This window comes from Castellaniella sp. WN, assembly GCF_054457555.1.
In genome coordinates, this window is record NZ_JBTKZC010000001.1 from 856,536 (window position 1) to 877,517 (window position 20,982).

22 protein-coding genes are annotated in these 20,982 nt (G+C 63.3%); 15 read left to right on the plus strand and 7 right to left on the minus strand.

What is annotated here, in order from left to right; genetic code table 11:
- Positions 1 to 7: 7 nt before the first annotated feature.
- From ACTPOE_RS03895 to ACTPOE_RS03915, 5 genes are all read right to left on the minus strand, one after another.
- On the minus strand, positions 8 to 661 hold the full coding sequence (locus ACTPOE_RS03895) for a helix-turn-helix domain-containing protein (RefSeq protein ID WP_458870906.1): 654 nt from the start codon (positions 659 to 661) through the stop codon (positions 8 to 10).
- 88 nt (positions 662 to 749) lie between these two features.
- Positions 750 to 1,829, minus strand: a complete 1,080-nt coding sequence (locus ACTPOE_RS03900) for a YkvI family membrane protein (RefSeq protein WP_458870908.1) — start codon at positions 1,827 to 1,829, stop codon at positions 750 to 752.
- A gap of 88 nt (positions 1,830 to 1,917) precedes the next feature.
- Complete coding sequence (locus ACTPOE_RS03905) at positions 1,918 to 3,072, minus strand: NAD(P)/FAD-dependent oxidoreductase (protein WP_458870909.1); 1,155 nt, start codon at positions 3,070 to 3,072, stop codon at positions 1,918 to 1,920.
- 164 nt (positions 3,073 to 3,236) lie between these two features.
- Complete coding sequence (locus tag ACTPOE_RS03910) at positions 3,237 to 3,827, minus strand: class I SAM-dependent methyltransferase (protein ID WP_458872749.1); 591 nt, start codon at positions 3,825 to 3,827, stop codon at positions 3,237 to 3,239.
- 219 nt (positions 3,828 to 4,046) lie between these two features.
- A complete protein-coding gene (locus ACTPOE_RS03915; RefSeq protein WP_458870911.1) occupies positions 4,047 to 5,033 on the minus strand; it encodes a serine hydrolase in 987 nt (328 codons plus the stop codon).
- A 137-nt stretch (positions 5,034 to 5,170) separates the two neighbouring features.
- On the opposite strand from ACTPOE_RS03915, the gene leuD reads away from it, so the two are divergent.
- Positions 5,171 to 5,647: a 3-isopropylmalate dehydratase small subunit gene (leuD, locus tag ACTPOE_RS03920; protein WP_458870913.1), complete on the plus strand. Its 477-nt coding sequence runs from the start codon at positions 5,171 to 5,173 to the stop codon at positions 5,645 to 5,647.
- A 27-nt stretch (positions 5,648 to 5,674) separates the two neighbouring features.
- On the opposite strand, the gene ACTPOE_RS03925 is transcribed toward leuD, so the two are convergent.
- Positions 5,675 to 6,580, minus strand: a complete 906-nt coding sequence (locus tag ACTPOE_RS03925) for a LysR substrate-binding domain-containing protein (RefSeq protein ID WP_458870915.1) — start codon at positions 6,578 to 6,580, stop codon at positions 5,675 to 5,677.
- A gap of 120 nt (positions 6,581 to 6,700) precedes the next feature.
- Here ACTPOE_RS03925 and ACTPOE_RS03930 point away from each other — a divergent pair, with 120 nt between their 5' ends.
- From ACTPOE_RS03930 to ACTPOE_RS03985, 12 genes are all read left to right on the plus strand, one after another.
- Positions 6,701 to 7,744: a TRAP transporter substrate-binding protein gene (locus ACTPOE_RS03930; RefSeq protein WP_458870917.1), complete on the plus strand. Its 1,044-nt coding sequence runs from the start codon at positions 6,701 to 6,703 to the stop codon at positions 7,742 to 7,744.
- 66 nt (positions 7,745 to 7,810) lie between these two features.
- Positions 7,811 to 9,304: an aldehyde dehydrogenase family protein gene (locus tag ACTPOE_RS03935; protein ID WP_458870918.1), complete on the plus strand. Its 1,494-nt coding sequence runs from the start codon at positions 7,811 to 7,813 to the stop codon at positions 9,302 to 9,304.
- Positions 9,301 to 10,458 carry an iron-containing alcohol dehydrogenase gene (locus ACTPOE_RS03940; RefSeq protein WP_458870919.1) on the plus strand — a complete coding sequence of 386 codons (1,158 nt, stop codon included), beginning with the start codon at positions 9,301 to 9,303 and terminating at the stop codon, positions 10,456 to 10,458. The genes ACTPOE_RS03935 and ACTPOE_RS03940 overlap by 4 nt, the downstream gene beginning before the upstream one ends.
- 83 nt (positions 10,459 to 10,541) lie before the next feature.
- On the plus strand, positions 10,542 to 11,663 hold the full coding sequence (locus tag ACTPOE_RS03945) for a CaiB/BaiF CoA transferase family protein (RefSeq protein WP_458870920.1): 1,122 nt from the start codon (positions 10,542 to 10,544) through the stop codon (positions 11,661 to 11,663).
- Positions 11,653 to 12,231 carry a TRAP transporter small permease subunit gene (locus ACTPOE_RS03950; RefSeq protein ID WP_458870921.1) on the plus strand — a complete coding sequence of 193 codons (579 nt, stop codon included), beginning with the start codon at positions 11,653 to 11,655 and terminating at the stop codon, positions 12,229 to 12,231. The genes ACTPOE_RS03945 and ACTPOE_RS03950 overlap by 11 nt, the downstream gene beginning before the upstream one ends.
- Before the next feature lie 37 nt (positions 12,232 to 12,268).
- Entirely contained in the window at positions 12,269 to 13,606 is a 1,338-nt protein-coding gene (locus ACTPOE_RS03955; RefSeq protein WP_458870923.1) for a TRAP transporter large permease, read from the plus strand.
- Between the two features lie 602 nt (positions 13,607 to 14,208).
- Positions 14,209 to 14,604 (plus strand): VOC family protein, encoded by a 396-nt coding sequence (locus ACTPOE_RS03960; RefSeq protein WP_458870925.1) that lies wholly within the window; start codon positions 14,209 to 14,211, stop codon positions 14,602 to 14,604.
- 49 nt (positions 14,605 to 14,653) lie between these two features.
- Entirely contained in the window at positions 14,654 to 15,247 is a 594-nt protein-coding gene (locus ACTPOE_RS03965) for a tat (twin-arginine translocation) pathway signal sequence (RefSeq protein ID WP_458870926.1), read from the plus strand.
- Between the two features lie 77 nt (positions 15,248 to 15,324).
- Positions 15,325 to 16,893: a GMC family oxidoreductase gene (locus ACTPOE_RS03970; RefSeq protein WP_458870927.1), complete on the plus strand. Its 1,569-nt coding sequence runs from the start codon at positions 15,325 to 15,327 to the stop codon at positions 16,891 to 16,893.
- A 35-nt stretch (positions 16,894 to 16,928) separates the two neighbouring features.
- Positions 16,929 to 17,309: a ribbon-helix-helix domain-containing protein gene (locus tag ACTPOE_RS03975; protein WP_458870929.1), complete on the plus strand. Its 381-nt coding sequence runs from the start codon at positions 16,929 to 16,931 to the stop codon at positions 17,307 to 17,309.
- Positions 17,310 to 17,334: 25 nt separating this feature from the next.
- Positions 17,335 to 17,913, plus strand: coding sequence for a DJ-1/PfpI family protein (locus ACTPOE_RS03980; RefSeq protein WP_458872750.1), 579 nt, complete (start codon positions 17,335 to 17,337; stop codon positions 17,911 to 17,913).
- A gap of 114 nt (positions 17,914 to 18,027) precedes the next feature.
- The gene (locus ACTPOE_RS03985) at positions 18,028 to 18,750 is read left to right on the plus strand and encodes a type 1 glutamine amidotransferase (protein WP_458870930.1); all 723 of its coding nucleotides are present in this window, start codon (positions 18,028 to 18,030) and stop codon (positions 18,748 to 18,750) included.
- Here the strand turns inward: ACTPOE_RS03985 and ACTPOE_RS03990 are convergent.
- Positions 18,732 to 18,929: a hypothetical protein gene (locus tag ACTPOE_RS03990; RefSeq protein WP_458870931.1), complete on the minus strand. Its 198-nt coding sequence runs from the start codon at positions 18,927 to 18,929 to the stop codon at positions 18,732 to 18,734. The two genes, ACTPOE_RS03985 and ACTPOE_RS03990, sit on opposite strands and share 19 nt — an antisense overlap.
- Before the next feature lie 125 nt (positions 18,930 to 19,054).
- Between ACTPOE_RS03990 and kdpF the strand changes: the two genes are divergently transcribed.
- Together kdpF and kdpA are read left to right on the plus strand one after the other, a co-directional pair.
- Positions 19,055 to 19,153: a K(+)-transporting ATPase subunit F gene (gene kdpF / locus ACTPOE_RS03995; protein ID WP_458870933.1), complete on the plus strand. Its 99-nt coding sequence runs from the start codon at positions 19,055 to 19,057 to the stop codon at positions 19,151 to 19,153.
- A 109-nt stretch (positions 19,154 to 19,262) separates the two neighbouring features.
- Positions 19,263 to 20,969, plus strand: a complete 1,707-nt coding sequence (gene kdpA / locus ACTPOE_RS04000) for a potassium-transporting ATPase subunit KdpA (protein ID WP_458870935.1) — start codon at positions 19,263 to 19,265, stop codon at positions 20,967 to 20,969.
- Positions 20,970 to 20,982 lie beyond the last annotated feature (13 nt).

Here is a 20,982-nt window from a genome sequence, read left to right on the forward strand (position 1 = left end):
CCTCCCATCAGCAACAGATCGAAACCACCTGCGCCGGTTGCCGGCTGAGGCTGACGTAGACGTGGCCAACGCCGCTGTCGAAATAGGCGGCTTCGTGCCGGCCGAGTTCGACAGCCTCGCCGTTCTCGAACAGGATCCGCACCCGGCCGGAAAGCACCATGACGAATTCCTGGCCCGGATGACGGATGGTTTCCGAGAAATCGCGCGCCTCGCGCGCGTTGATCAGCGCCACGAGCGGCTGCATCTTCTTGCCCGGGAACGCGCCGCACAGCACGCTGTATTCGTACTGGTCGGTCTCATAACGCTGCACGTCGGCGAAGCGATCCTTGACGACCGTCGGGCATCCGGCCGCGGCGTCCGGCTCGAGTTTCACGTCCGCCTGCATGAACAGGCGCGTCATGTCGATGTCCAGCGCGCGGCCGAGTTGCAGCACTTTTTCGTAGCTGAGGGCGATCTGCCCGCGCTCGGCCTTCGACACGGTGGACACCGCCAGGCCGCTGCGTTGCGCCACCTGCTGCAACGTCAACTTGCGCTCCTTGCGCGCCGCCCGGATCCGGGCGCCGACCTCGTGCCGCCCCGCCAGCCCCGGATCCGGGACCGGGGCGTGCGCGCCCGGAAGCACCTTGGCGAGGACCTGGACTGCGCTGGTTTTCTTGTTCATCGGGCCGGGCATGATGGCGAAAGGATGCGAAGCGCTCAAATCGGGCACTGCGCCATTCTATGCGGGATCCAGCCCCGATGGAAAAATGTCAGGCGCGGGACGCGGCGCCGTCCTGGCGGCGCGCCACGCGCAGCCAGCCCACGAACGCCAGCGCCATCAGCACGAAACCGATGTAGCCGTAGATCGGATACACGATCCCCACCAGCTTGATGAAGCCGACGAAGCTGCCCGCCAGCGCCAGCACGCCCGCCGCGACCGTGCCGACGCGGAACTTCCCGGTCCCGGCGGGCACGATGCGCGCCATGAAGGCATAGAGCATGCCGACCGCCGTGTTGAGGATCATGCCGAAAATCACCAGCGACATCAGGTGGCCCAGCCAAGGCGAGAGTTGAGTGGCGATCGAGAGCATCGGCATGGGCATCCCGCCGATCGTGTCCATGCGCAGGTACATCGCCACGGCGATCAGCAGGATCAGGACGCCCAGCAGCAGGCCGCCGAGGACGCCGCCCCAGAGCGCGGTCGCCCGCGATTTCGCCTGTCCACCCATGATGACCAGGAACGGCATCCCCGCCACGATGTTATAGGACACATACAGCAGCGCCGCGACCAGCCACTGGCCAGCGCCCCGGGGCTGGGTCTGCGCGGCGGCCGCGAGCGCCTCATGACCGGCGTGGGGCGACACCAGCACGTAGCCGGCTACCACGACCGTCATGAACATGAGGAACGGCGTGACGGCACCGATGAAGGCGATCACACTGCGGATGTCCAGGCACACGATCAGGATGGTGGCGACGGTCGCCAGCACGCTGCCCCAGACTTCGGGGATGCCCAGCCATTGATGCAGCAGCGAACCGGCGCCGGCCAGCATCACCACGGTGACCGCGAACAGGAAGAACGTGATCAGCACGTCGAATACCAGCCCCAGGTAGCGGCCCAGCATGGCATGGACGACTTCCTTGTGGGACTCCGCCGCCAGGCGTTGGCCCATGGTGGAGAAGGCCATCGACAGCAAGGCGAACAGCACGCCCGAGACCACGCAGCCGACCAGGCCGATGGCGCCGAAGCTGGCGAAGAACTGCAGGATTTCCTGCCCCGACGCGAATCCCGCACCCACGATGACGCCGACGAACGCGCCCGCGATCCTGCAGACGTCCTTGAACGAATCCATGCCTTTGTCTCCCGATGATCTAGTAATGGTGGAATGAATCAGCGCGCCCGGAGCGCAAATACCCGGCGCCGGAAGCGCCGAATGGATTTCAGGCCTGGTCCGCGTCGAAGCGGCGCGGACTCAGCCGATCGGCGGCGACGCCCTGCCGCGCCAGGAATTCCGGCAGCGCCCGGCCCAGCAGCAGCGCGCAGGCGGCCTCCGATGCGCCCGCCGAGGTCTGGATGCCATAGCCGCCCTGCCCCGCCAGCCAGAAGAATCCCGGGCACCGCGGGTCCCAGCCAATGACGAAATCGCCATCGGGCGCGAAGCTGCGCAGCCCGGCCCAGACGTGTCGGGGACGCCGGATGCGCAGGCTGGTCAGCGATTCGATCCGGTGGATGCCCAGGGCGATGTCGAGCTCTTCGGGCACGACGTCGTGAGGCGCGACCGGGTCCGCGTTGGCCGGCGAGCCCAGCAACTGGCCCGCGTCGGGCTTGAAGTAGAAACTTTCATCGACGCCGATCACCGCCGGCCAGGCGCCGGCGTCCACCCCCTCCGGGGCGGCGAACGTGAACGCGGAGCGGCGCCTGGGCTCGATCCCCAGCGTTTGCGCACCGCATAACGCCGCCACCGGATCGGCCCAGGCACCGGCTGCGTTCACCACGACACGCGCCGATACGGTATCGCCGCTGTTCAGCGTCAACGTCCACACCGCATCCCGCTCGTCGCGCGCGGCGGCGGCCAGTCCGGCGTTGCAGCGCAGGCGAGTCCCCCGCTTCGCCATACCGCGCAGGAAACCCTGGTGCAGTTCGGCCACGTCGATATCAGTCGCATCCACATCATGCACGGCGCCGATGAGCTTGTCCGCTTCGAGGCACGGTGCCATCGCCTTCGCCCGGGCCGCATCGATCCTCTCGGCCCGAAGGCCCTCGCGCCGGTACACCGCCAGCGCGTCTTCCAGCAAAGTCTCCTGTCCCACCGTACCAACATACAGCACGCCGCGCGGATGCAGCAGGGGATGCTCGCAGAAGCCTTCCGGAGGCCGTTCGAAGAACTCGCGGCTGGCCCGCGTCAGGGCGCGGATCTGCTCCATGCCATAACTTTCCATGAACATGGCCGCCGAGCGGCCCGTGGCGTGATAGCCGGGCTGGGATTCGCGCTCCAGCACCACGACGGACATCCCTTCCAGGGCAAGACGATAAGCGACGGAGGCCCCCGCCATGCCTGCGCCGATCACCGCGAAGTCGAACACTTCGTTGCTCATTACCTGGGTTCCATTTTTTCCGATAGGAAAATTATCTTATAGGAAAAAAATCTGGAACACCATGGTTTACCCCCATCCATGGGATGCCGGGCGCGCGGCTCGCATGGAATCGAACGAGCAATCGAACAAGATCGGGACGGACGAGGTCTGAAGACCTTCCTCCGCTACCGCTGCTTCGCGCGTTCCAGCACGATCACCCGGGCGGGCGGCAGATTGGTCCAGACGATCTGATCGCCGCGCACCACGAAACCATCCGACAGCCCGGCATCGGGCAGGCCCCGCGGCGCATAGGTGAACTGCACCAGCGGACAGCCAGGGGGCAGAAGCGACCGGCACTGGCCGAGCACGGCGGACACTACATCCGGCGCCAGGGAACGCAGCGGCAGGCTGGAGACGACAGCGCCGACCGGCCTGCCCGCCGCGCTTTCACACAGCACGTCCGACAGCCGGGCCGCGTCGCCCTGCAGGATCGCCAGTTCCGGAAAGCGCTGGCGCAGGTGCCGCACGAACGCCGGCGAACGTTCCACCACCCGCAGGCGATCCGCCGGCACCCCTCGATCGAGCAGCGCCCGAGTCACTACCCCGGTTCCGGCGCCCAGTTCCACCACCAGGCCTTCACCCCGGGGATCGATCCAGGCCGCCATGCCGCGCGCCAGGCGCGCCGAACTGGGCCAGACGGCCCCGACCCCGGCCGGCGCTTCCAGGAGTTCGCGCAAAAACAGTCCCGCCGGAGCCGCCCGGATCGCCCAGGCCATCCGACGGGAGCCGGCTGCATAGCGTAATCCGACAGCCCCCGCAGCCCGCAAGCCTTCGATCAAGGGCAGCAACGCGACACCCGCGTTTTTCAGCATGGAGACCCCTTCCAGTTCTCGAGAAAAACTAAGGCGACCAAAGTATCAAATCCTCGACCGGACCACGGTATGTGTTCGTGACACGAGTTCTCCAAGGCATACGGCGCCCCGTTGTCCGGCGTCCTATTTCGCCGCCATCCGGCTGTCCAGGACACGCCGCAGGCGCACCGCATCGCCGAAGCGCGAACCGCTCATCCCCTGCGCATTGAGCAGCACCATGGCCAGGTTGCGGCCGCCGAGCCGGACCACCATCACCAGGCAGTCGCCGGCCTCGCGGGTGGTGCCCGTCTTCGAGGCCAGGATGTCCCAGCGGGGACGGCCCACCAGCATGTTGGTGTTGCGGAAGGTCCGGCCATCGATGCTGTACTGGGCGTCGGTGGTGAATTCCCGGACCAGCGGCTGCCCGGCCGCCGCACTCACCAGCCTGGCCAGGTCCCGGGCCGTGGACGCGTTTTCATTGGACAGGCCGATGGGCTCAACGAACCGGGAATCGTCCATGCCCAGCGCGGTCGCCCGGGCGTTCATCGCCTCGACGAATGCCGCCATGCCACCCGGATAGGAACGCCCCAGGGCATGCGCCGCGCTGTTCTCGGACGAGGTCAGCGCCAGATGCAGCAGATCGGCGCGGCTCAGACGCGCGCCGGCCACCAGGCGCGAGGGCAGATCGCTGGGCACGCCGACATCGCTGGCATCGATGACGATCATCTCGTCCATGGGCAGGCCGGCATCGACCACCACCAGCGCCGTCATGAGCTTGACGATGGAGGCAATCGGCCGCACGACTTCCGCGTCGCGCGCGAACAGGACCTCGGATGTGTCCACGTCCTCCACGAAGATCGTGGTGGACTTGAGCTTTTCGATTTCCCGGGCCGGATCGCGCGTGACCAGGGACGCCTTGGCGACGGCATCGGGATCGAGCGGCTCGGGCACCGCGCCCCAGCGCATCGTCGCGACGCGCCGGCCGTAGCCATGCTGGCAGATCGGCAAGGCGGGCTGGGCGTTGCAGGGGTGGAAATTGGCGACCTGTGCCATCGCGCCGGACGGCCAGCCCGCGCCCGCGGCAAAAGTCGCCGCCATGCAGAATGCGACCCGCAGAAGCCTCGATGCCATGACCCGATCTCCTGGCACAAAACAGAGCCGCGCGCCATCCGACGCGCGGTGCGGAACATCTTACTCGCAAATGGCGCCCCCCCGGAATCAGGGTCGTCCCGCCCGCCGCCTCCCTGTCCGTCATCACGATCACGGGAATGGCCGAACGCCCCTTCTCCACCCTGTGCCCGGGCAACGCCATGGGATCGACGGTGCTGATCGACCTGGCCGCCGAACGGTTCGGCTGCGGCTCCAGCCGCGAACACGCGCCATGGGCCCTGCTGCAATACGGATTCAAGGCCCTGATCGCATCGTCCTACGCGGACATCTTCTACAACAACCGCATCAAGAACGGGCTGCTTCCCGTCGCCCTACCCGATCCGGCGATCGAACGGCTCTTCGCGGCGGTCGCGGACACGCCGGGCTATACGCTGACCGTGGATCTGGTGGAGCGGCAGGTCCGCTTCGGTGAGGACGTGATATCGGCCTTCGAAATCGGCGATTACCAGCGTACGACTTTGCTCGAAGGCCTGGACGAGATCGGGCGGACCTTGATGCACGCCGACGAGATCCGCGCGTTCGAGGCACGGCATCTCGCGAAGCACCCGTGGCTTCTGAAGATCTTCGGGCCCTGACTTCGAGGCCTGCCAGCGGCCGACCATTCACTGGACACCAGTATTGCCGATATGCGATGCCAGCAGCATGGCGATGAAGGCCTCGGCTCCGGGCGATAGCGTGTTGCGCCGGGCTGTGATCAGCCCCAGCCGGCGTTTCAGTCGCGCATGACCGACCGGACGATGCAGCAAGCCCTCGCAAGGCGCGGCCTGCAGGCTCGACAGGGGCAATATGGCCACCCCGAGGCCAGCCTTGACCATGCTGATCGCGGTTGACACGTAGGCAACCTCGCATGCGACTTCGATATCCAGGCCCTCTTCTTCCAGGGCACGATCCACGGCGTGACGCACGCTGGATTCCGGCGTGGTCAAGATATGCGGATACTCCACCAGCTTGCTCAGGGATGGACGGCGGCTGCGCTCCAGGGGATGGCCTGACGGGAAGAACACATGCATGTCGTCTTCCCGCAATGGCTGGAACCGGATCGCCCGGTCCCGGCTGTTCCAGGACCCCAGTCCCAGATCGACCTGCAGGTCGCGGACCAGCACGTGAATCCGGTCGGCGGGGACATCCGTGACCCGGATGCTGATGCCGGGATAGCGCGTGCGGAATTCTCCGATCAGTGGAGGCAACCAGGCCGCCGCAATCGAGGGCAGCACGGCCAGCGTGAGACGGCCCCTCTGCAGGTCGGCCATGCCGCGGGTTTCCTGAACCAGGCCATCAAACTCGTCCAGGATGCGTTGCAGCGTCTTGATGGCGTCATGCCCCGCCTGTGTCAAGGTGACCTGGCGACGGTCCCTGTCTAACAGGCGTATCCCCAGGTCTTCCTCCAGTTGCCGGACCTGGACCGTGAGAGCGGGCTGCGACACGTGCAGATTGTGCGCCGCACGCGTGAAACTGCTGACCTTGGCGACCTCGAGAAAACCGCGGATGTGCCGGAAACTGTTTTTCATTTGATTTTCAAATTACAGATATCTGAAAAATTCAATTCCATAATTGATCGATTGATCTTAACCTAGTTCACATCGCACGGCCCCACCGCGAGTGTGAAACAACCAGAACGAGGAGACTTCATGAAACCCCAATTCACCCTGGCCGTACTGGCCGCCTCCCTTGCCCTGATGAGCCCGGCCCACGCCGACACACTGACGCTGGACATGGCCAGTGTCTATCCCAAAGACATGAAATTTCTCGGCGAAGGCGCGCAGGTCTTCGCGGACCAGTTGGCCAGGATCAGCGATGGCCGGATCAAAGTCACCATCTACGGCGCGGGAGATCTGGTCCCGCCCTTGGAAGTCATGGATACGGTCAGCAAGAACGCCGTCCCCATGGGATTCGACTGGCCCGGTTACTGGGGCGGCAAACTGCCCGTGGCCAATCTGGTCGGATCCCTGCCTTTCGGACCCGCACCCGACGTGCTGGCCGGCTGGCTATGGCGCGGAGGCGGCATGGAAATTATCCAGAAGGCCTACGACAAAGTGAACATACATTTCATCCCCTGCACCATCACGCCGCCAGAACCCGCGGGCTGGTTCAACAAGGAAATCAAAAGCCCCGACGATCTCAAGGGCCTGAACATGCGCATCGGCGGCCTGGCGGGGCGCGCCATGGCCAAGCTGGGCGTCAATACGCAGGTGATCCCTGGCGGCGAAGTTTTTGTGTCCCTCAGCCGAGGCCGCATCGATGCCGCGGAATACTCCCTGCCGATGATCGACTATGACCTGCAGATGCAGAAAGCCGCCAAATATTATTATTTCCCGGGCTGGCACCAGCCCTCGAGCGTAAATTCCCTGGAAATCAACAAGACAGTCTGGGACGGCCTCGACAAGGCGCAGCAAGGCCAGATCGAAGGCGCCTGCAAAATCGCCATGCTCTGGTCCCTGAATGAAAACGCGGCCAAGCAACTGGACACTCTGAAAAAGATGCGGGACTCCGGCACTCAGGTCAGGCGCTTGCCCGATGACGTCATGCAGGCACTGAAGGACGCCACGGACCGGGTCATCGCCGAAGAACGCAAGAGCTCTCCGATCTTTGACGAGGCTTACGCGTCGTTGGCGGACTACATCGATTCGAGCAGACAATGGAAGGATCTCCAGAGCCTGGACGTAGGCAGATGACGATTCCTGGCACGACGATGGACGTACCGAGAATCCTTGAACCGATAGTCGGAAGCAGGTAGGCGCATGCAGATCGAAACATATGATTGCTATATCGACGGGCGATTCATTCCCGCCCGGGACGGACAGACGCTGCAGGTCCACGATCCGGCGGACAATCGTCCGATGGCCCTGATTGCGCGAGGGAGGCAGGCCGATATCGACACGGCCGTCGCGGCCGCCAATGACGCCCTGCCCGCCTGGGCCCAGGTACCGCCGGCCCAGCGAGCCCGGATCCTGCACGCCATTGCGGTACGGATCCGGAAAGAACAGGCACGTATCGCGCGGATCGAATGCATCGATACCGGGAAACCCCTGAAACAAGCGATGGCCGACATACAGGCCGCAGCCCGATACTTCGAGTATTTTGCGGGAGCGGCCGACAAGATCCTGGGCAGCACCATCCCCATGGGGCCGGGCTACCTCGACTTCACCTTGCGCGAACCCCTGGGTGTGACCGCACAGATCGTGCCCTGGAACTATCCGATCCAGATCGCTTCGCGCGGCATCGCACCCGCGCTGGCTTGTGGCAATACCGTAGTGGTCAAGCCTGCCGAACTCGCCTGTCTGGGCGTACTGGAACTCGCTCGCATCTGCCATGCAGAAGGCGTGCCGCCCGGCGTACTCAACGTCGTGACCGGATATGGACACGAGGCCGGGGAGGCGTTGGCCACGCACCCGGACATCAACCTGCTGGTGTTTACCGGGTCCGTGGCCACCGGGATCCACGTAATGCAGGCCGCTGCCACCAACGTCGTCCCGGTGCTGCTCGAACTGGGTGGAAAATCCCCGAACATCCTTCTTCCCGATGCGGACCTCGACGATGCGTTGCCCATCGTGCTGCGGTCAGGCATACCGAATTCCGGACAGACTTGCACGGCGGGATCGAGAATTCTCGTGCATCGCAGCATCCACAGGACCGTGGTCGAGCGGTTGACGCAACTGACGAGGCAACTCATGGTCGGCCCGGGCGTGGCCGACGGCGACCTGGGCGCCCTGATCAGCCGCGGACAAGCGGACAAGGTTCAAGCCTGCATTGATCATGGCAAGCAGGAAGGCGCTTCCATCATCCAGGGCGGCAAGGTCATGGCCGGCGCAATGCTTGAAGAAGGCAACTTCATCATGCCGACCTTGCTGGACCATGTTTCCCCCGGAATGCGCGTATTCAAAGAGGAAATCTTCGGCCCGGTGATGTCGGTGATCTCCTTCGACACTCTCGAAGAAGCGGCCAGCCTGGCCAATGGCACGGAATATGGTCTGTCCGCCGGCATCTGGGGGCAGAACATGTCGCATACGCACTGGTTGGCCAAACAGGTCAAGTCCGGCCAGGTCTTCATCAACATGTACGGCGTGGGCGGTGGAGCCGAACTGCCCTTCGGCGGTTACAAGAAATCCGGATTTGGGCGCGAAAAGGGCATGGACGCGCTGATGTCCTATACGCAAGTCAAGAACGTCTGCGTGCGCGTGCCTGAGCCGCCCTTGCCCTTGGCCGCATCCGGGCCGGCAGGAGATCGACGATGAGCCGGATCTCGGATTTCACCTGCCCGACACACCTCGTATTCGGCGAAAACGCGCGTTCCCGCATCAGCGGCATCCTGGACGAACTGGAGGCCTCCAGAATCTTGCTGATCGCCGATCCGGCCATGATCGATAGCGAGATCCTCCACAGCTACCAGGATGCCTTGCGGGGAAAACGGCTGGAACAGGCCATTTTTTCGGAAATTCATTCGGAGCCCACCGATCGCCTGGTGAACCAGGCCTGGCAGATGTGCAGGGAATTCAATGCGCAAGCGGTAATGGCGGTGGGCGGAGGCAGCGCCATCGATATCGCCAAGGCCGTTTGCATCCTGATGACCAATGGGGGCCGGATCGCCGACTATCATGGAATCGAGCGGTTCCACATCCGCCCGCTGCCCCTGATCGCCACGCCTACCACCGCCGGAACGGGGTCCGAAGTCTCGGGTGCCGCCGTCATCACCGACACCGATCGCCAAGTCAAGCTGGCCATCCGGCATGCGGCATTTTGTCCGGCGCAGTATGCCATCCTCGATCCGATCGCGGTGTCGACATTGCCAGCGCGCCTGGCGGCACACGCCGGGATCGACGCATTCACCCATGCCTTCGAATCCTACATCTCGAAACTGGCGAATCCCTTCACCGATGCACTCAATCTGCAGGCGATGGCGCTGATCGCGCACAGCATCCGCCGCTTTTACCAGAACCGTCAGGACATCCGGGCGGCACAGGACATGCAAGTCGGATCCAGCATGGCGGCGATGTCCTTCGGAGTCACCGGGACAGGCAACGTGCATTGCATGGCTCTGGCGCTGGGGGCGGTCGCCGGCCTGCCGCACGGCCTCAGCGTGGCCTTGTGCCTGCCTGCAGTCGCGCAATTCAACGCTGCATCGAGCTTGCAACGATTCGCTCGCGTTGCATCCGTATTCAACCCGGGCGCGGTCGGCCTGCCCGCCGAACAAGCCGCACAGCAGACGGTGACCGCCATCCGGAACCTCTGTGCCGACGTGGGCATACCTGCAAAACTGTCCGAGGCCGGCGTGCAAGAAACCGATCTGCCGAAGATGGCCGAACTCTGCATCCAGGCCGATTACAACCGGTGGAATCCACGCCAGACTTTGCAGACGGAATTTTTGGCACTCTACCAATCAATCTACTGAACCCTGGACGCCTCGCTTTGGCGATGCCGCGGCGGGTATGCCGGGCATGCAGGAAGCCAGACGGGATCAGGCCGAGGATGCTTATGCTTTGTACACTGGGTGGGATACATGTGGTCGAACTGGGTCAGGTCTATGCCGCGCCATACGCCGGATCGATCTTCGCCGACCTGGGGGCCAGTGTGACCAAGGTCGAGCGGCCCGGCGGCGGCGACGATGCCCGTCGCATGGGGCGTCCCTTCCGGAATGGCGATGCATTCGTATTCCAGGTCTTCAATCACGGGAAGGCCTCCGTCACGCTGGACCTGAACGATGCACAGGACAAATCCGAATTCGAACGGCTGATCGCGCAGGCGGATATATTCATCCACAACCTGCGACCCGGCTCAGTCGAAAAGCTGGGCATCGGTGGCGAAACCCTGGTGCGTCGCCATCCGAAACTCATTTATTGCGAGATATCCGCCTTCGGCCATGACGGCCCCATGTCCATGCTGCCTGGCTATGAACCCCTGATCCAGGCATTCAGCGGCCTGTCCAGCACGAACGGCGGCCCCGATGATCCCCCCATGAGAGCCGCGCCGTCCCTGTGCGACCAGGGCTCGGGCATGTGGGTGGTCATCGGCGCTCTGGCGATGCTGCATCGCCGCCAGCGGACAGGACACGGCGGCGTGCTCAGAACCTCCCTGCTGGAAACCGCTCTCAGCTGGAACGCGCAGAAAAGCGACGCCCTGATCAACGAGGGCCACCAGCCCTCCCGCCACCGGACCGGGCATCCCGGCTTCGTCCCCTACCAGGCGTTCGACACCAAGGACAGTCCGATGCTGATCTGCTGCGGCAACGACCGCCTCTTCGCCAAATTGGCCAGCGAGCTCGGCCGCGCAGATTGGGGGTCGGACGCCCGTTTCGCCACAAATCGTGCGCGACTGGCCAACAAGGATGCCTTGCTGCGACAGTTAGAGCCGATACTCCGGCAACACGACCGGCAAGATTGGTTGCGCCGGTTCGAACTGGCTGGTATTCCATGCGCGCCCATCCACACCCTGTCCGAAGCCCTCCAGCACCCCCAGGTTCAGGCGCTGGGGCAACTGGCGGCCGTGCCGGGATCCGATATCCTTCTGACCGCTATGCCCCTGACCATCGACGGCGTCCGGCAGACTCCCGGATCGCCCGCGCCACCCTATCGAAACGGAGACGAACATGCTCGATAAGATCCCCTCCAGGGCCAGCGGCACGCTGATGTGCTGCGGAGACGCACTCATCGCGATCAGCGCATGGCCGGGCCGGATCGGCTCGGCCCTGATCCTGCTGCTGATTTTCGTTGTTCTGCTTTCCGTGACGGGCTCCCTGCTCGGCTGGAGTGCCCTGCTGAGCTGGGATACCGCCATCCCCTTGTTCGGAACCCACCTCAACATGACATCGATCGGCGAATTGCAATGGCATGTCTTCGCCCTGCTGGTCGCACTATCGGGCGCCTACGCCCTCAAGGAATCCCGACATGTACGCGTCGACATCATTTCGGGCCGCTTTTCGACCCGCACGAAACTATGGATCGACGTCGTAGGCGACCTGATCTTCCTGGTGCCGTTCTTCTGCCTGCTGGCGTACTACTCGATGGACCTGATCCATACGGCATATGAATTTTCCGAACGTTCCAATTCCGGCGGCCTGCAGGACAGGTATCTGGTCAAGTCCACCTTGTTGCTGACCAGCGTGCTGCTGGTCATGGCGGGGACGGGCCGGATACTGAAGAACATCGGCTTGCTGCTGAAGCCCTAGCGCGCCGCCGCGCTTCCCTGCTGGAGCCCATTCGCCAATGTACATCCTCCCATCCCTCATGATCCTCGCGCTGGTGGCCGGTATCTTTACCGGCTACCCCGTCGCATTTCTCCTGTCCGGCCTGTCTCTCGTGTTCATGTTCCTCGGAGACCTGCCCCTGCAGATCTTCGTGATCGTCGTCAGCAGGATCTTCGGCTCCGTGCTGGAGAATTGGGTGCTGGCGGCGATTCCCCTGTTCATCTTCATGGGGATCATGCTGGACAAGTCCAAGATCGCGGAAAGGCTGCTGCTGGAAATCGAGGCGCTGCTGGGCACCCAGCCCGGCGGCCTGGGCGTGACAGTGGTCCTCATCGGCATCATCATGGCAGCCAGCACCGGCATCATCGGCGCATCGATCGTCCTGATGGCGACGATGGCCTTGCCCATGATGCTACGGCGTGGCTATGACAAATCCCTGGCCATCGGCTCCATCCTCGGGTCCGGGACCCTGGGCATTCTGATCCCTCCCAGCATCATGCTGATCGTGTTCGGGGAAATCATGCAGATTCCCGTGGGACAAGTGTTTGCCGGCGCGCTGATTCCCGGGCTGCTGCTGGGCGCCCTGTACATCATCTATATCATCGCGGTCGCGCACTTCAGGCCCGAGGCCGCTCCCGCCGGCTCGACGGCGGACCACCGCGCCTTCTGGCTGCGAATGCGAAAGCTGTTGTTCAATCTGGTCGGGCCGGCCGCACTCATCCTGAGCGTGCTGGTGTCGATCATCGTAGGGGTCGCCACCCCGACGGAAGGTGCGGCCATCGGGGCCCTGGGCGCCATGATCATCTCCTTTCTGACCGGGAATCTGGACCGGAGAGTCCTGTGGGAATCGCTGAAGGAAACCTGCCTGATGACGGGGATGATACTGACGCTCGCCATCTGCGCGTCGGCATTCAGCCTCACGTTCAAACGCATCGGCGGCCAGACGATGATCGAGTATGCTGTCAGCCTGCTAGGGTCCAGCCCCTACATGGTCATCCTGGCGATCATGATCCTGTTGTTCATCCTGGGCTTTTTCCTGGAATGGATCGAGATCTCTTTCCTGGTGCTGCCCCTGTTCGCACCAATCGTCGCGGGCCTGGATTTCGGAGAAACATTCGCGGACAAGAACCAGCTGATGGTATGGTTCGCGATTCTGGTGGCCGTAAACCTGCAAACGTCATTCCTGACACCGCCATTCGGATACGCCCTGTTCTACTTGAAAGGCGCAAACATCCCAGGGATCACCATGGGAGATATCTACCGCAGCGTGCTGCCGATCGTCGTGCTTCAACTGATCGGCCTGCTGCTGATCGCCCTTTTCCCGTCTCTGGCCTTGTGGCTGACGACACTGGTGTAGCTCACTTCGACGAACTTCCCGGTCTGAACAAAACGGATAGGCCTGATATGGAAAAAGGGATATCCGGCTTCCAGAACACGAATGCTCAGCGGATAGACGGACAACCACTCCGAAAAGACGGACAACCGCCCCGAAACTTGCCGCTGCTGATCAAGAACCGGCAATCCTCCTCCCTGGTTCAAAGTATCCAATCGCTCCCTGGCTCCGACACGCCCGCCATTGCCAGACTATATCGGCGCCCATGCTGCCGCAGCCAACCTGAACGTACTCGGCCACGATGTGCGGTCCCACATTCAGAACCATCAAGCCGAGTGCATTCAAGACAGCAATGCCTCCAGCAAAAAGAACACGGTACAAGGCGACTCGACCAGGTATTCCTTTCCAGTCCTGATACGGTATCGCTGTCGGTATCACTGTCCGGCAAGGCGGTTGAACGGGCACAGTGGAAATGACCGCATGAACCGTTTCGGCGCACCCTGGCCGTGACCACTTCCGGCAATACGGGGAATGCGCCACTCATCCGGATGTAGCATCCGGCTGTTACCCCCCCACGCGCGGTGCTCGCATAATTGAACGCAACGAGCACAAGCGAGGAGCAGGATGTGGCCAAACTCATCCATCTCATGATCCGGGTGCGGGATCTGCGGCAGTCCATCGACTTCTACCGGGATGCGTTCGGGTTCCAGGAAACTCACCGGCTCGACTTCCCCTCCTTCACCCTGGTCTATCTCCGCAGCGACGCCAGCCCGGTCGAGATCGAACTGACGCTGAACAAGGGCCGGGATTCGCCCTACGCCCACGGCGACGCATACGGCCACGTGGCCTTCGCCGTGGCGGACCTTGCCGCCACCCATGCCTCTTTCAGCCAATCGGGATACCGGCCGACGGCCATCAAGCGGCTCGACCGGGATGGCGAGACGCTGGCCTCGTTCTTCTTCCTGGAAGACCCGGACGGCTACAAGATCGAGGTCCTGCAGGAAGGCGGACATTACCGATGAAAATCAGCCGGGAACCCAACACCCGGCAACATCATTTCAGGAGACAAGCATGAAAGAAACCATTGATCGGCCGCCGGAGTCCGCCATTCCCCGCATCCGGCGCGGGTCGCGCCGCGAATTCCTGAAGGGAACCGTCGTCCTGGCCGGGACCCTGTCCGCCGGAACGCTGCTGGCGGCGCTGGCGCCATCCAGGACCTGGGCGCTCGAAGCCCAGGTGCTCGACAAGAATCAAGCCAGGGACTTGCTGCTGATGGCCAGGCGCCTGTATCCGCACGATGACCTGCCGGACGCGGTCTACGCCCTGCTCGTCAAGGACATCGATGCGGCCTGCCGCGACGCGACGGTCCGCGATCTGGTGCGATCGGGCATCGAATCGCTGAACCGCGCCGCCGGCGGGAACTGGGCCTCGGCCCCCCCGCAGCGGCAACTCGCAATACTCGAAGCCATGCGCGCGGACCCGTTCTTCCAGAAGATACGCGGCCAATGCGTGACTTCGATCTATGACAACCAGATGGCCTACAAGCACTTCGGCTACGAGGGCGAGACCTGGTCCAAGGGCGGCTACATCAAGCGCGGCTTCAACGACCTGACCTGGCTGCCCGATCCCCCCGCCTCGGCGAGCCCGCCGCCCTTCGACGCCTGAAGACGGCGCGAGACCGCAAAACGCGCATCCACCGGATAGCGTCAGTCTTTCGAGAAAAACATCGGCAGGAGACAATCATGGCCAAGTACGACTACAAGGACGACAGCGTGGTCGTCATCATCGGTTCGGGGGCCGGCGGCGGCACGCTGGCAAACGAGTTGTGCCAGAAGGGCATCAATGTGGTGGTGCTGGAAGCCGGCGGGCGCGAGAGCCCTGAAAGCTTCATCCAGGACGAATGGAAGTCGTTCGGCCAACTCGCCTGGCTCGACAAGCGCACGACGTCCGGTTCGTGGCGCGCCGCCCGGGACTTTCCCAACCTGCCCGCCTGGATCTGCAAGACGGTGGGCGGCACGACAACCCACTGGGCAGGGGCTTCGCTGCGCTTCCAGGAGCACGAATTCAAGGCCAGGACAACGTACGGCGACCTGCCGGGCAGCAAACTGCTGGACTGGCCCGTCAGCCTGGCCGAGATGGAGCCTTATTACGCGCGCGCCGAAGCAAAAATGGGCGTCACGCGGACCAACGGCATCCCGGGACTGCCCGGCAACAACAATTTCAAGATCATGTACGCCGGCGCCACCAGACTCGGCTACAAGGAAGTCAGCACCGGGCACATGGCCATCAACAGCGTGGCCCGCGACGGACGGTCGCCCTGTATCCAGCAGGGCTTCTGTTTCCAAGGCTGCAAGGCGGCGGCCAAGTGGTCGACCCTGTATACCGAAATTCCCAGAGCGGAGGCCACCGGCCGGCTCGACCTGCGGGTCCGATGCCAGGCGGCGCGCATCGAGCATGACCGCCGGGGCAAGACCAGCGCCGTGATCTATTTCGACCAGGACGGCAAGGAACGGCGGCAGGCGGCGCGCGCAGTCTGCGTAGCCGGAAATTCGATCGAAACGCCGCGCCTGCTGCTGCTTTCGGAGTCCGCCAAGTTCAAGGACGGCCTGGCCAACAGCTCCGGACAGGTCGGACGAAACTACATGCGCCACACGACCGGGTCGGTGTATGCTGTCTTCGACAAACCGGTGCATATGTACAGGGGCACGACGATGGCCGGCATCGTCCAGGACGAGGCCAGACACGATCCCGCGCGTGGATTCGCCGGAGGCTACGAACTCGAAACGATCAGTCTCGGCCTCCCTTTCTACGCCGCATTCCTGGATCCGGGCGCCTGGGGCGCGGACTTCGCGTCCTTCATGGACGACTATGCCAGGACGGCGGGCTTGTGGATCGTGGGTGAAGACCTGCCCCAGGAAACCAACCGCATCACCTTGAACGCCGAGGTCAAGGACCAGTTCGGACTGCAGGTAGCCAACGTGCACTACGACGACCACCCCAACGACCAGGCCATGCGCGATCATGCGTTCAAGCGCAGCTCGGCGCTCTACGAGGCGGCGGGAGCACGGCGGACCTTCCATACGCCGCCCTATCCCTCGACTCACAACCTGGGCACCTGCCGCATGAGCCGCAAGGCCGATGACGGTGTCTGCGACAGGCATGGCCGCGCGCACGACGTGCCGAACCTGTTCATCTCGGACGGCAGCCAGTTCACGTCGAGCGCGGCCGAGAATCCGACCCTGACGATCGTGTCGCTGGCGATCCGGCAGGCGGAAGCGATCACGGACCTCATGTCGCGCAAGGAACTCTGAAGGGGCGGCGGGAGGAATTTCAGATGGGAGGCACCATGTGTCATATCTATTCCAACACTGATCCGATCCAGTACGAATCCCGGAATCGATCGGTGCGCATCGCCAAGGTCGTGACCAGCATCAAGCTCGAAAACCTGTTCTGGGACACGCTGTCGCAGCTTGCGCACGACGAGGGGATGACGACCAACCAGTTGATTGCAAAGCTGTATGACGAGGTCTACGCATGCAGGAACGAGGTGTCGAATTTCACCTCCTTCCTGCGGGTGACCTGTATGCGCTATTCCGAGCTCAGGGGCCAGTCGATGCGGGACGCCAGGAGCGTGCTCGACAGGACCGGGCGGCATGCGGCCCCGGCGGCCGCACGCGCTCTGGAAAGCCATTGCGTGGCGAGAAACGAACCATCTCTGAAGCTGTGACCCCAACCATTCCCAGGAGACCATGATGGCCAAGAAACTGCTGATGCTGGTCGGCGATTACGCCGAAGACTATGAAACCATGGTGCCGTTCCAGGCCCTGCAGGCGGTCGGACACACCGTGCATGCCGTGTGCCCGGGAAAGAAATCCGGCGAAACGATCGCCACCGCGATCCACGATTTCGAGGGCGCGCAGACTTATAGCGAAAAACGCGGCCACAATTTCGCCTTGAACTCCGATTTCGACCAGGTCGATCCGCAAGTCTACGACGCGCTGGTCATCGCCGGCGGGCGTGCGCCCGAATACCTGCGCATGAATGAAAAGGTGCTGGAGATCGTCCGAAGCTTCGACCGGGCCGGCAAGCCCATCGCCTCGATCTGCCACGGAGCGCAACTCCTGGCGGCGGCGGGCGTCCTGAAGGGGCGTACCTGCTCGGCCTACCCCGCATGCGCCCCCGAGGTCCGCCTGGCCGGCGGCACCTATGCCGAGATCGGCATCGACCAGGCCCACACCGACGGCAACCTGATCACCGCGCCGGCCTGGCCCGCACATCCCGCCTGGCTGGCGCAGTTCCTGGCGGTGCTCGGGACCCGGATCACGCATTGAAGCGCGGCGGTACCACGCTGCATCCGGGAGAAACAACGAGAAGCCAGCCCGATTACACTTTCGGCAAGGCGCTTGGAAACCTCTGAACGGGCGCAGCGGACACCAGGGAGCATCATGAGGGTTCATTTCGTCGTGCATGAGTCGTTCGAGGCGCCTGGCGCCTATGAAACCTGGGCCGAGGACCGCGGATTCGAGGCTGGCTATTCCCGCGTCTACGACCATGAGCCGCTGCCGCGGTCCATCGACGGCATCGACCTGCTGGTGGTGTTGGGCGGCCCGCAATCACCATCCACCACCCGGGAGGAGTGCCCGCACTTCGATGCCGCCGCCGAATGCGCTCTGATCGCCAGGTGTATCAACGGCGGGAAGGCCGTCGTCGGGGTCTGTCTCGGGGCGCAACTGCTCGGCGAGGCCCTCGGTGCCCGATGCGGACCCAGCCCGGAAAAGGAGATCGGCAAGTTCCCGATCACGCTGACGGCCGAGGGAAAGGCGAACGGCAAATTCTCGCACTTCGGCGGCACGCTGGAAGTGGGCCATTGGCACAACGACATGCCCGGACTGACCGAAAACGCGAAGATCATCGCCTACAGCGAAGGGTGTCCCCGGCAGATCATCGAATATGGCGATCTCGTCTATGGATTTCAGTGCCACATGGAGTTCACACCCGAAGTGATCGAACGGCTGATCGCCGCCTCCGAGCGGGAGCCGGAGACATTCACCTCGCACCGATTCGTGCAACGGCCCGACATCCTGCGAGCCCAGGACTACGGTGCCATGAACCAGAAGCTCTGCGGCTTCCTCGACCGGCTCGTGGGAGCCTACACCGGCGTGCGCTGAATTGATGCCTCCACGCCGAAGCCCTCCGCCAGATTGACCGGCAGGGATCCATCGATCAACACGATTTCTTCGGCGGACTTTGCAAAATCCGCCGAACAGTCTCTTTCCAGACTCGATTCAACCAGGGAAATCCCCCCGTCGATACGGGCAGGCGCTCTTGATGATTTCTTGATGCGCATGGTCCAACTCTTGATCCCGATTTGATACGTGGCGACCGATTATTGTTTCATCCGTATCGATGGAGCAATGAAATGTCCCGAGGTTCCTGTCTTTCCATCTCCCTCTCCTCATGCCGGGGGCGCCCATGACCAGCCTGACGCTCATCGACTGGCTGGCAGGCGCGGGCGTGCTCGGCCTGTTCGTCTATCTTGGCTACGCCCTGCTGCGGCCGGAAAAATTCTGAATCCGGGAGAGCGGACATGGAAGATCTGCTGTTTGTCGGCCTGGGGCTGGCATTCTTTGCCATGGCGACCGGACTCGTGCTGGCATTGCGCCGCCTATAGGAGAGGGTCATGGAACTGGATATTGCCGGCTTCGTGCTGGTGCTGACACTCATGAGCGGACTTGCCCTGCCGATGGGGCGGTGGCTGGCTCATACATTCATGGACGAACGGCACTGGCTGCCGGAACGCCTGAGCTACCGCGCATTGGGTGTCGATCCGGCTGAGCGCATGGGCTGGGCGCATTATGCGCTGGCGCTGGTGTTGTCGAATGCGGCCATGATGGGCCTGGGCTATCTCGTGCTGCGACTGCAGGGCACATTGCCGTGGAATGATCTGGGCAATCCGGCCCAGGCGCCCGATCAGGCATTCAATACCGCCGCTTCGTTCATCACCAATACGAATTGGCAGTCCTATGGGGGCGAGACGAGCCTGTCGAACGCCACACAGATGCTGGCCATCACATTCCTGATGTTCTGCGGCGCCACGGCCGGCGTGGCGGCAGCGGGCGGCTTCATCCGTGGCTTGACGCGCGCCAGCAGCCAGGACATCGGAAACTACTGGGTGGATTTCATGCGCGTGCTCTGGCGCGTCATGCTGCCGCTGTGTTTCGTGCTGTCGCTGGTCTATGTGTGGCAGGGAGTCCCTCAAACCTTGTCCAGCGAGGTGTTCGCCACGACGCTGGAGGGCGTGCGCCAGCAGATCATCCTGGGGCCGGTAGCCAGTCTGGAAGCCATCAAGCATATCGGCACCAATGGCGGCGGATTTTTCAATGTCAATGCCGCACATCCATTCGAAAATCCAACGCCGCTGACCAATACCCTGCATATTCTTTCGATGCTTCTGATCCCGGCCGCGCTGACCGTGGCTTTCGGCCGGATGCTGGCCCGCAGGCGGCAGGGCTGGGTGTTCCTGGGCGCTTTCCTGATCATGTTCATCGGCTTCCTAGCTCTGATGTACGGCGTCGAGCGGGCCGGCAACCCCTTGCTGACGCAGGCCGGTGCCGACCAGGTGATGTCGGACACTCAGCCGGGCGGCAACATGGAAGGCAAGGAATTGCGTTTCGGCATGGCCGGCACGGCCTTGTTTGCCGCTACCACTACGGCGGCCACGACGGGTTCGGTCAACGCCATGCACGACTCGCTGACACCGATGGGCGGTCTGGTTCCGTTGGCTCAGATGATGCTCAACAGCGTGTTCGGCGGCGATGGCGCGGGCCTGATCAACCTGATCCAGTACGCCATCCTGACGGTCTTTCTGGCGGGCATGATGATCGGACGGACACCGGAATTCCTGGGCAAGAAAATCGAAGCTCGGGAAATCAAACTGGTGATGCTGTCGGTGCTGGTACATCCCGCAGCCATCCTCGGTTTTACCGCGCTGGCGATGCTGTGGCCGGACACCCCGGCCAGTCTGGGCAATCCCGGGGCGCACGGTTTTTCCGAAGTGCTCTATGCCTATGCCTCGGGCACAGCCAACAATGGCTCAGCCTTCGCGGGCCTGTCGGCCAATACGCCATTCTTCAACACGACGATCGGTCTGGCCATGCTGATCGGACGCTATTTCACCCTGCTGCCCCTGCTGGCGATGGCCGGATCGCTGGCCGCCAAGAAAACCGTAATGGACGGCCCCGGCACCTTTCCCACGGCCACACCGCTGTTCATGAGCCTGCTGGTATTCGTGGTGCTGGTCGTGGGCGGCCTGACGTTCCTGCCCGCACTGGCACTGGGGCCTCTCGCCGAACATCTGCAGATGCTGGCGATCCAAGTCCGGTCCTGACACGAGGTAGATC

What these genes read in the sequence shown, in the direction of transcription:
- ACTPOE_RS03895 (WP_458870906.1), bottom strand. Translation starts at nt 661, where the DNA reads ATGAACAAGAAAACCAGCGCAGTCCAGGTCCTCGCCAAGGTGCTTCCG.
- ACTPOE_RS03900 (WP_458870908.1), bottom strand. Translation starts at nt 1,829, where the DNA reads ATGGATTCGTTCAAGGACGTCTGCAGGATCGCGGGCGCGTTCGTCGGC.
- ACTPOE_RS03905 (WP_458870909.1), bottom strand. Translation starts at nt 3,072, where the DNA reads ATGAGCAACGAAGTGTTCGACTTCGCGGTGATCGGCGCAGGCATGGCG.
- ACTPOE_RS03910 (WP_458872749.1), bottom strand. Translation starts at nt 3,827, where the DNA reads ATGGCCTGGGCGATCCGGGCGGCTCCGGCGGGACTGTTTTTGCGCGAA.
- ACTPOE_RS03915 (WP_458870911.1), bottom strand. Translation starts at nt 5,033, where the DNA reads ATGGCATCGAGGCTTCTGCGGGTCGCATTCTGCATGGCGGCGACTTTT.
- leuD (WP_458870913.1), top strand. Translation starts at nt 5,171, where the DNA reads ATGGCCGAACGCCCCTTCTCCACCCTGTGCCCGGGCAACGCCATGGGA.
- ACTPOE_RS03925 (WP_458870915.1), bottom strand. Translation starts at nt 6,580, where the DNA reads ATGAAAAACAGTTTCCGGCACATCCGCGGTTTTCTCGAGGTCGCCAAG.
- ACTPOE_RS03930 (WP_458870917.1), top strand. Translation starts at nt 6,701, where the DNA reads ATGAAACCCCAATTCACCCTGGCCGTACTGGCCGCCTCCCTTGCCCTG.
- ACTPOE_RS03935 (WP_458870918.1), top strand. Translation starts at nt 7,811, where the DNA reads ATGCAGATCGAAACATATGATTGCTATATCGACGGGCGATTCATTCCC.
- ACTPOE_RS03940 (WP_458870919.1), top strand. Translation starts at nt 9,301, where the DNA reads ATGAGCCGGATCTCGGATTTCACCTGCCCGACACACCTCGTATTCGGC.
- ACTPOE_RS03945 (WP_458870920.1), top strand. Translation starts at nt 10,542, where the DNA reads ATGCTTTGTACACTGGGTGGGATACATGTGGTCGAACTGGGTCAGGTC.
- ACTPOE_RS03950 (WP_458870921.1), top strand. Translation starts at nt 11,653, where the DNA reads ATGCTCGATAAGATCCCCTCCAGGGCCAGCGGCACGCTGATGTGCTGC.
- ACTPOE_RS03955 (WP_458870923.1), top strand. Translation starts at nt 12,269, where the DNA reads ATGTACATCCTCCCATCCCTCATGATCCTCGCGCTGGTGGCCGGTATC.
- ACTPOE_RS03965 (WP_458870926.1), top strand. Translation starts at nt 14,654, where the DNA reads ATGAAAGAAACCATTGATCGGCCGCCGGAGTCCGCCATTCCCCGCATC.
- ACTPOE_RS03970 (WP_458870927.1), top strand. Translation starts at nt 15,325, where the DNA reads ATGGCCAAGTACGACTACAAGGACGACAGCGTGGTCGTCATCATCGGT.
- ACTPOE_RS03975 (WP_458870929.1), top strand. Translation starts at nt 16,929, where the DNA reads ATGTGTCATATCTATTCCAACACTGATCCGATCCAGTACGAATCCCGG.
- ACTPOE_RS03980 (WP_458872750.1), top strand. Translation starts at nt 17,335, where the DNA reads ATGGCCAAGAAACTGCTGATGCTGGTCGGCGATTACGCCGAAGACTAT.
- ACTPOE_RS03985 (WP_458870930.1), top strand. Translation starts at nt 18,028, where the DNA reads ATGAGGGTTCATTTCGTCGTGCATGAGTCGTTCGAGGCGCCTGGCGCC.
- ACTPOE_RS03990 (WP_458870931.1), bottom strand. Translation starts at nt 18,929, where the DNA reads ATGCGCATCAAGAAATCATCAAGAGCGCCTGCCCGTATCGACGGGGGG.
- kdpF (WP_458870933.1), top strand. Translation starts at nt 19,055, where the DNA reads ATGACCAGCCTGACGCTCATCGACTGGCTGGCAGGCGCGGGCGTGCTC.
- kdpA (WP_458870935.1), top strand. Translation starts at nt 19,263, where the DNA reads ATGGAACTGGATATTGCCGGCTTCGTGCTGGTGCTGACACTCATGAGC.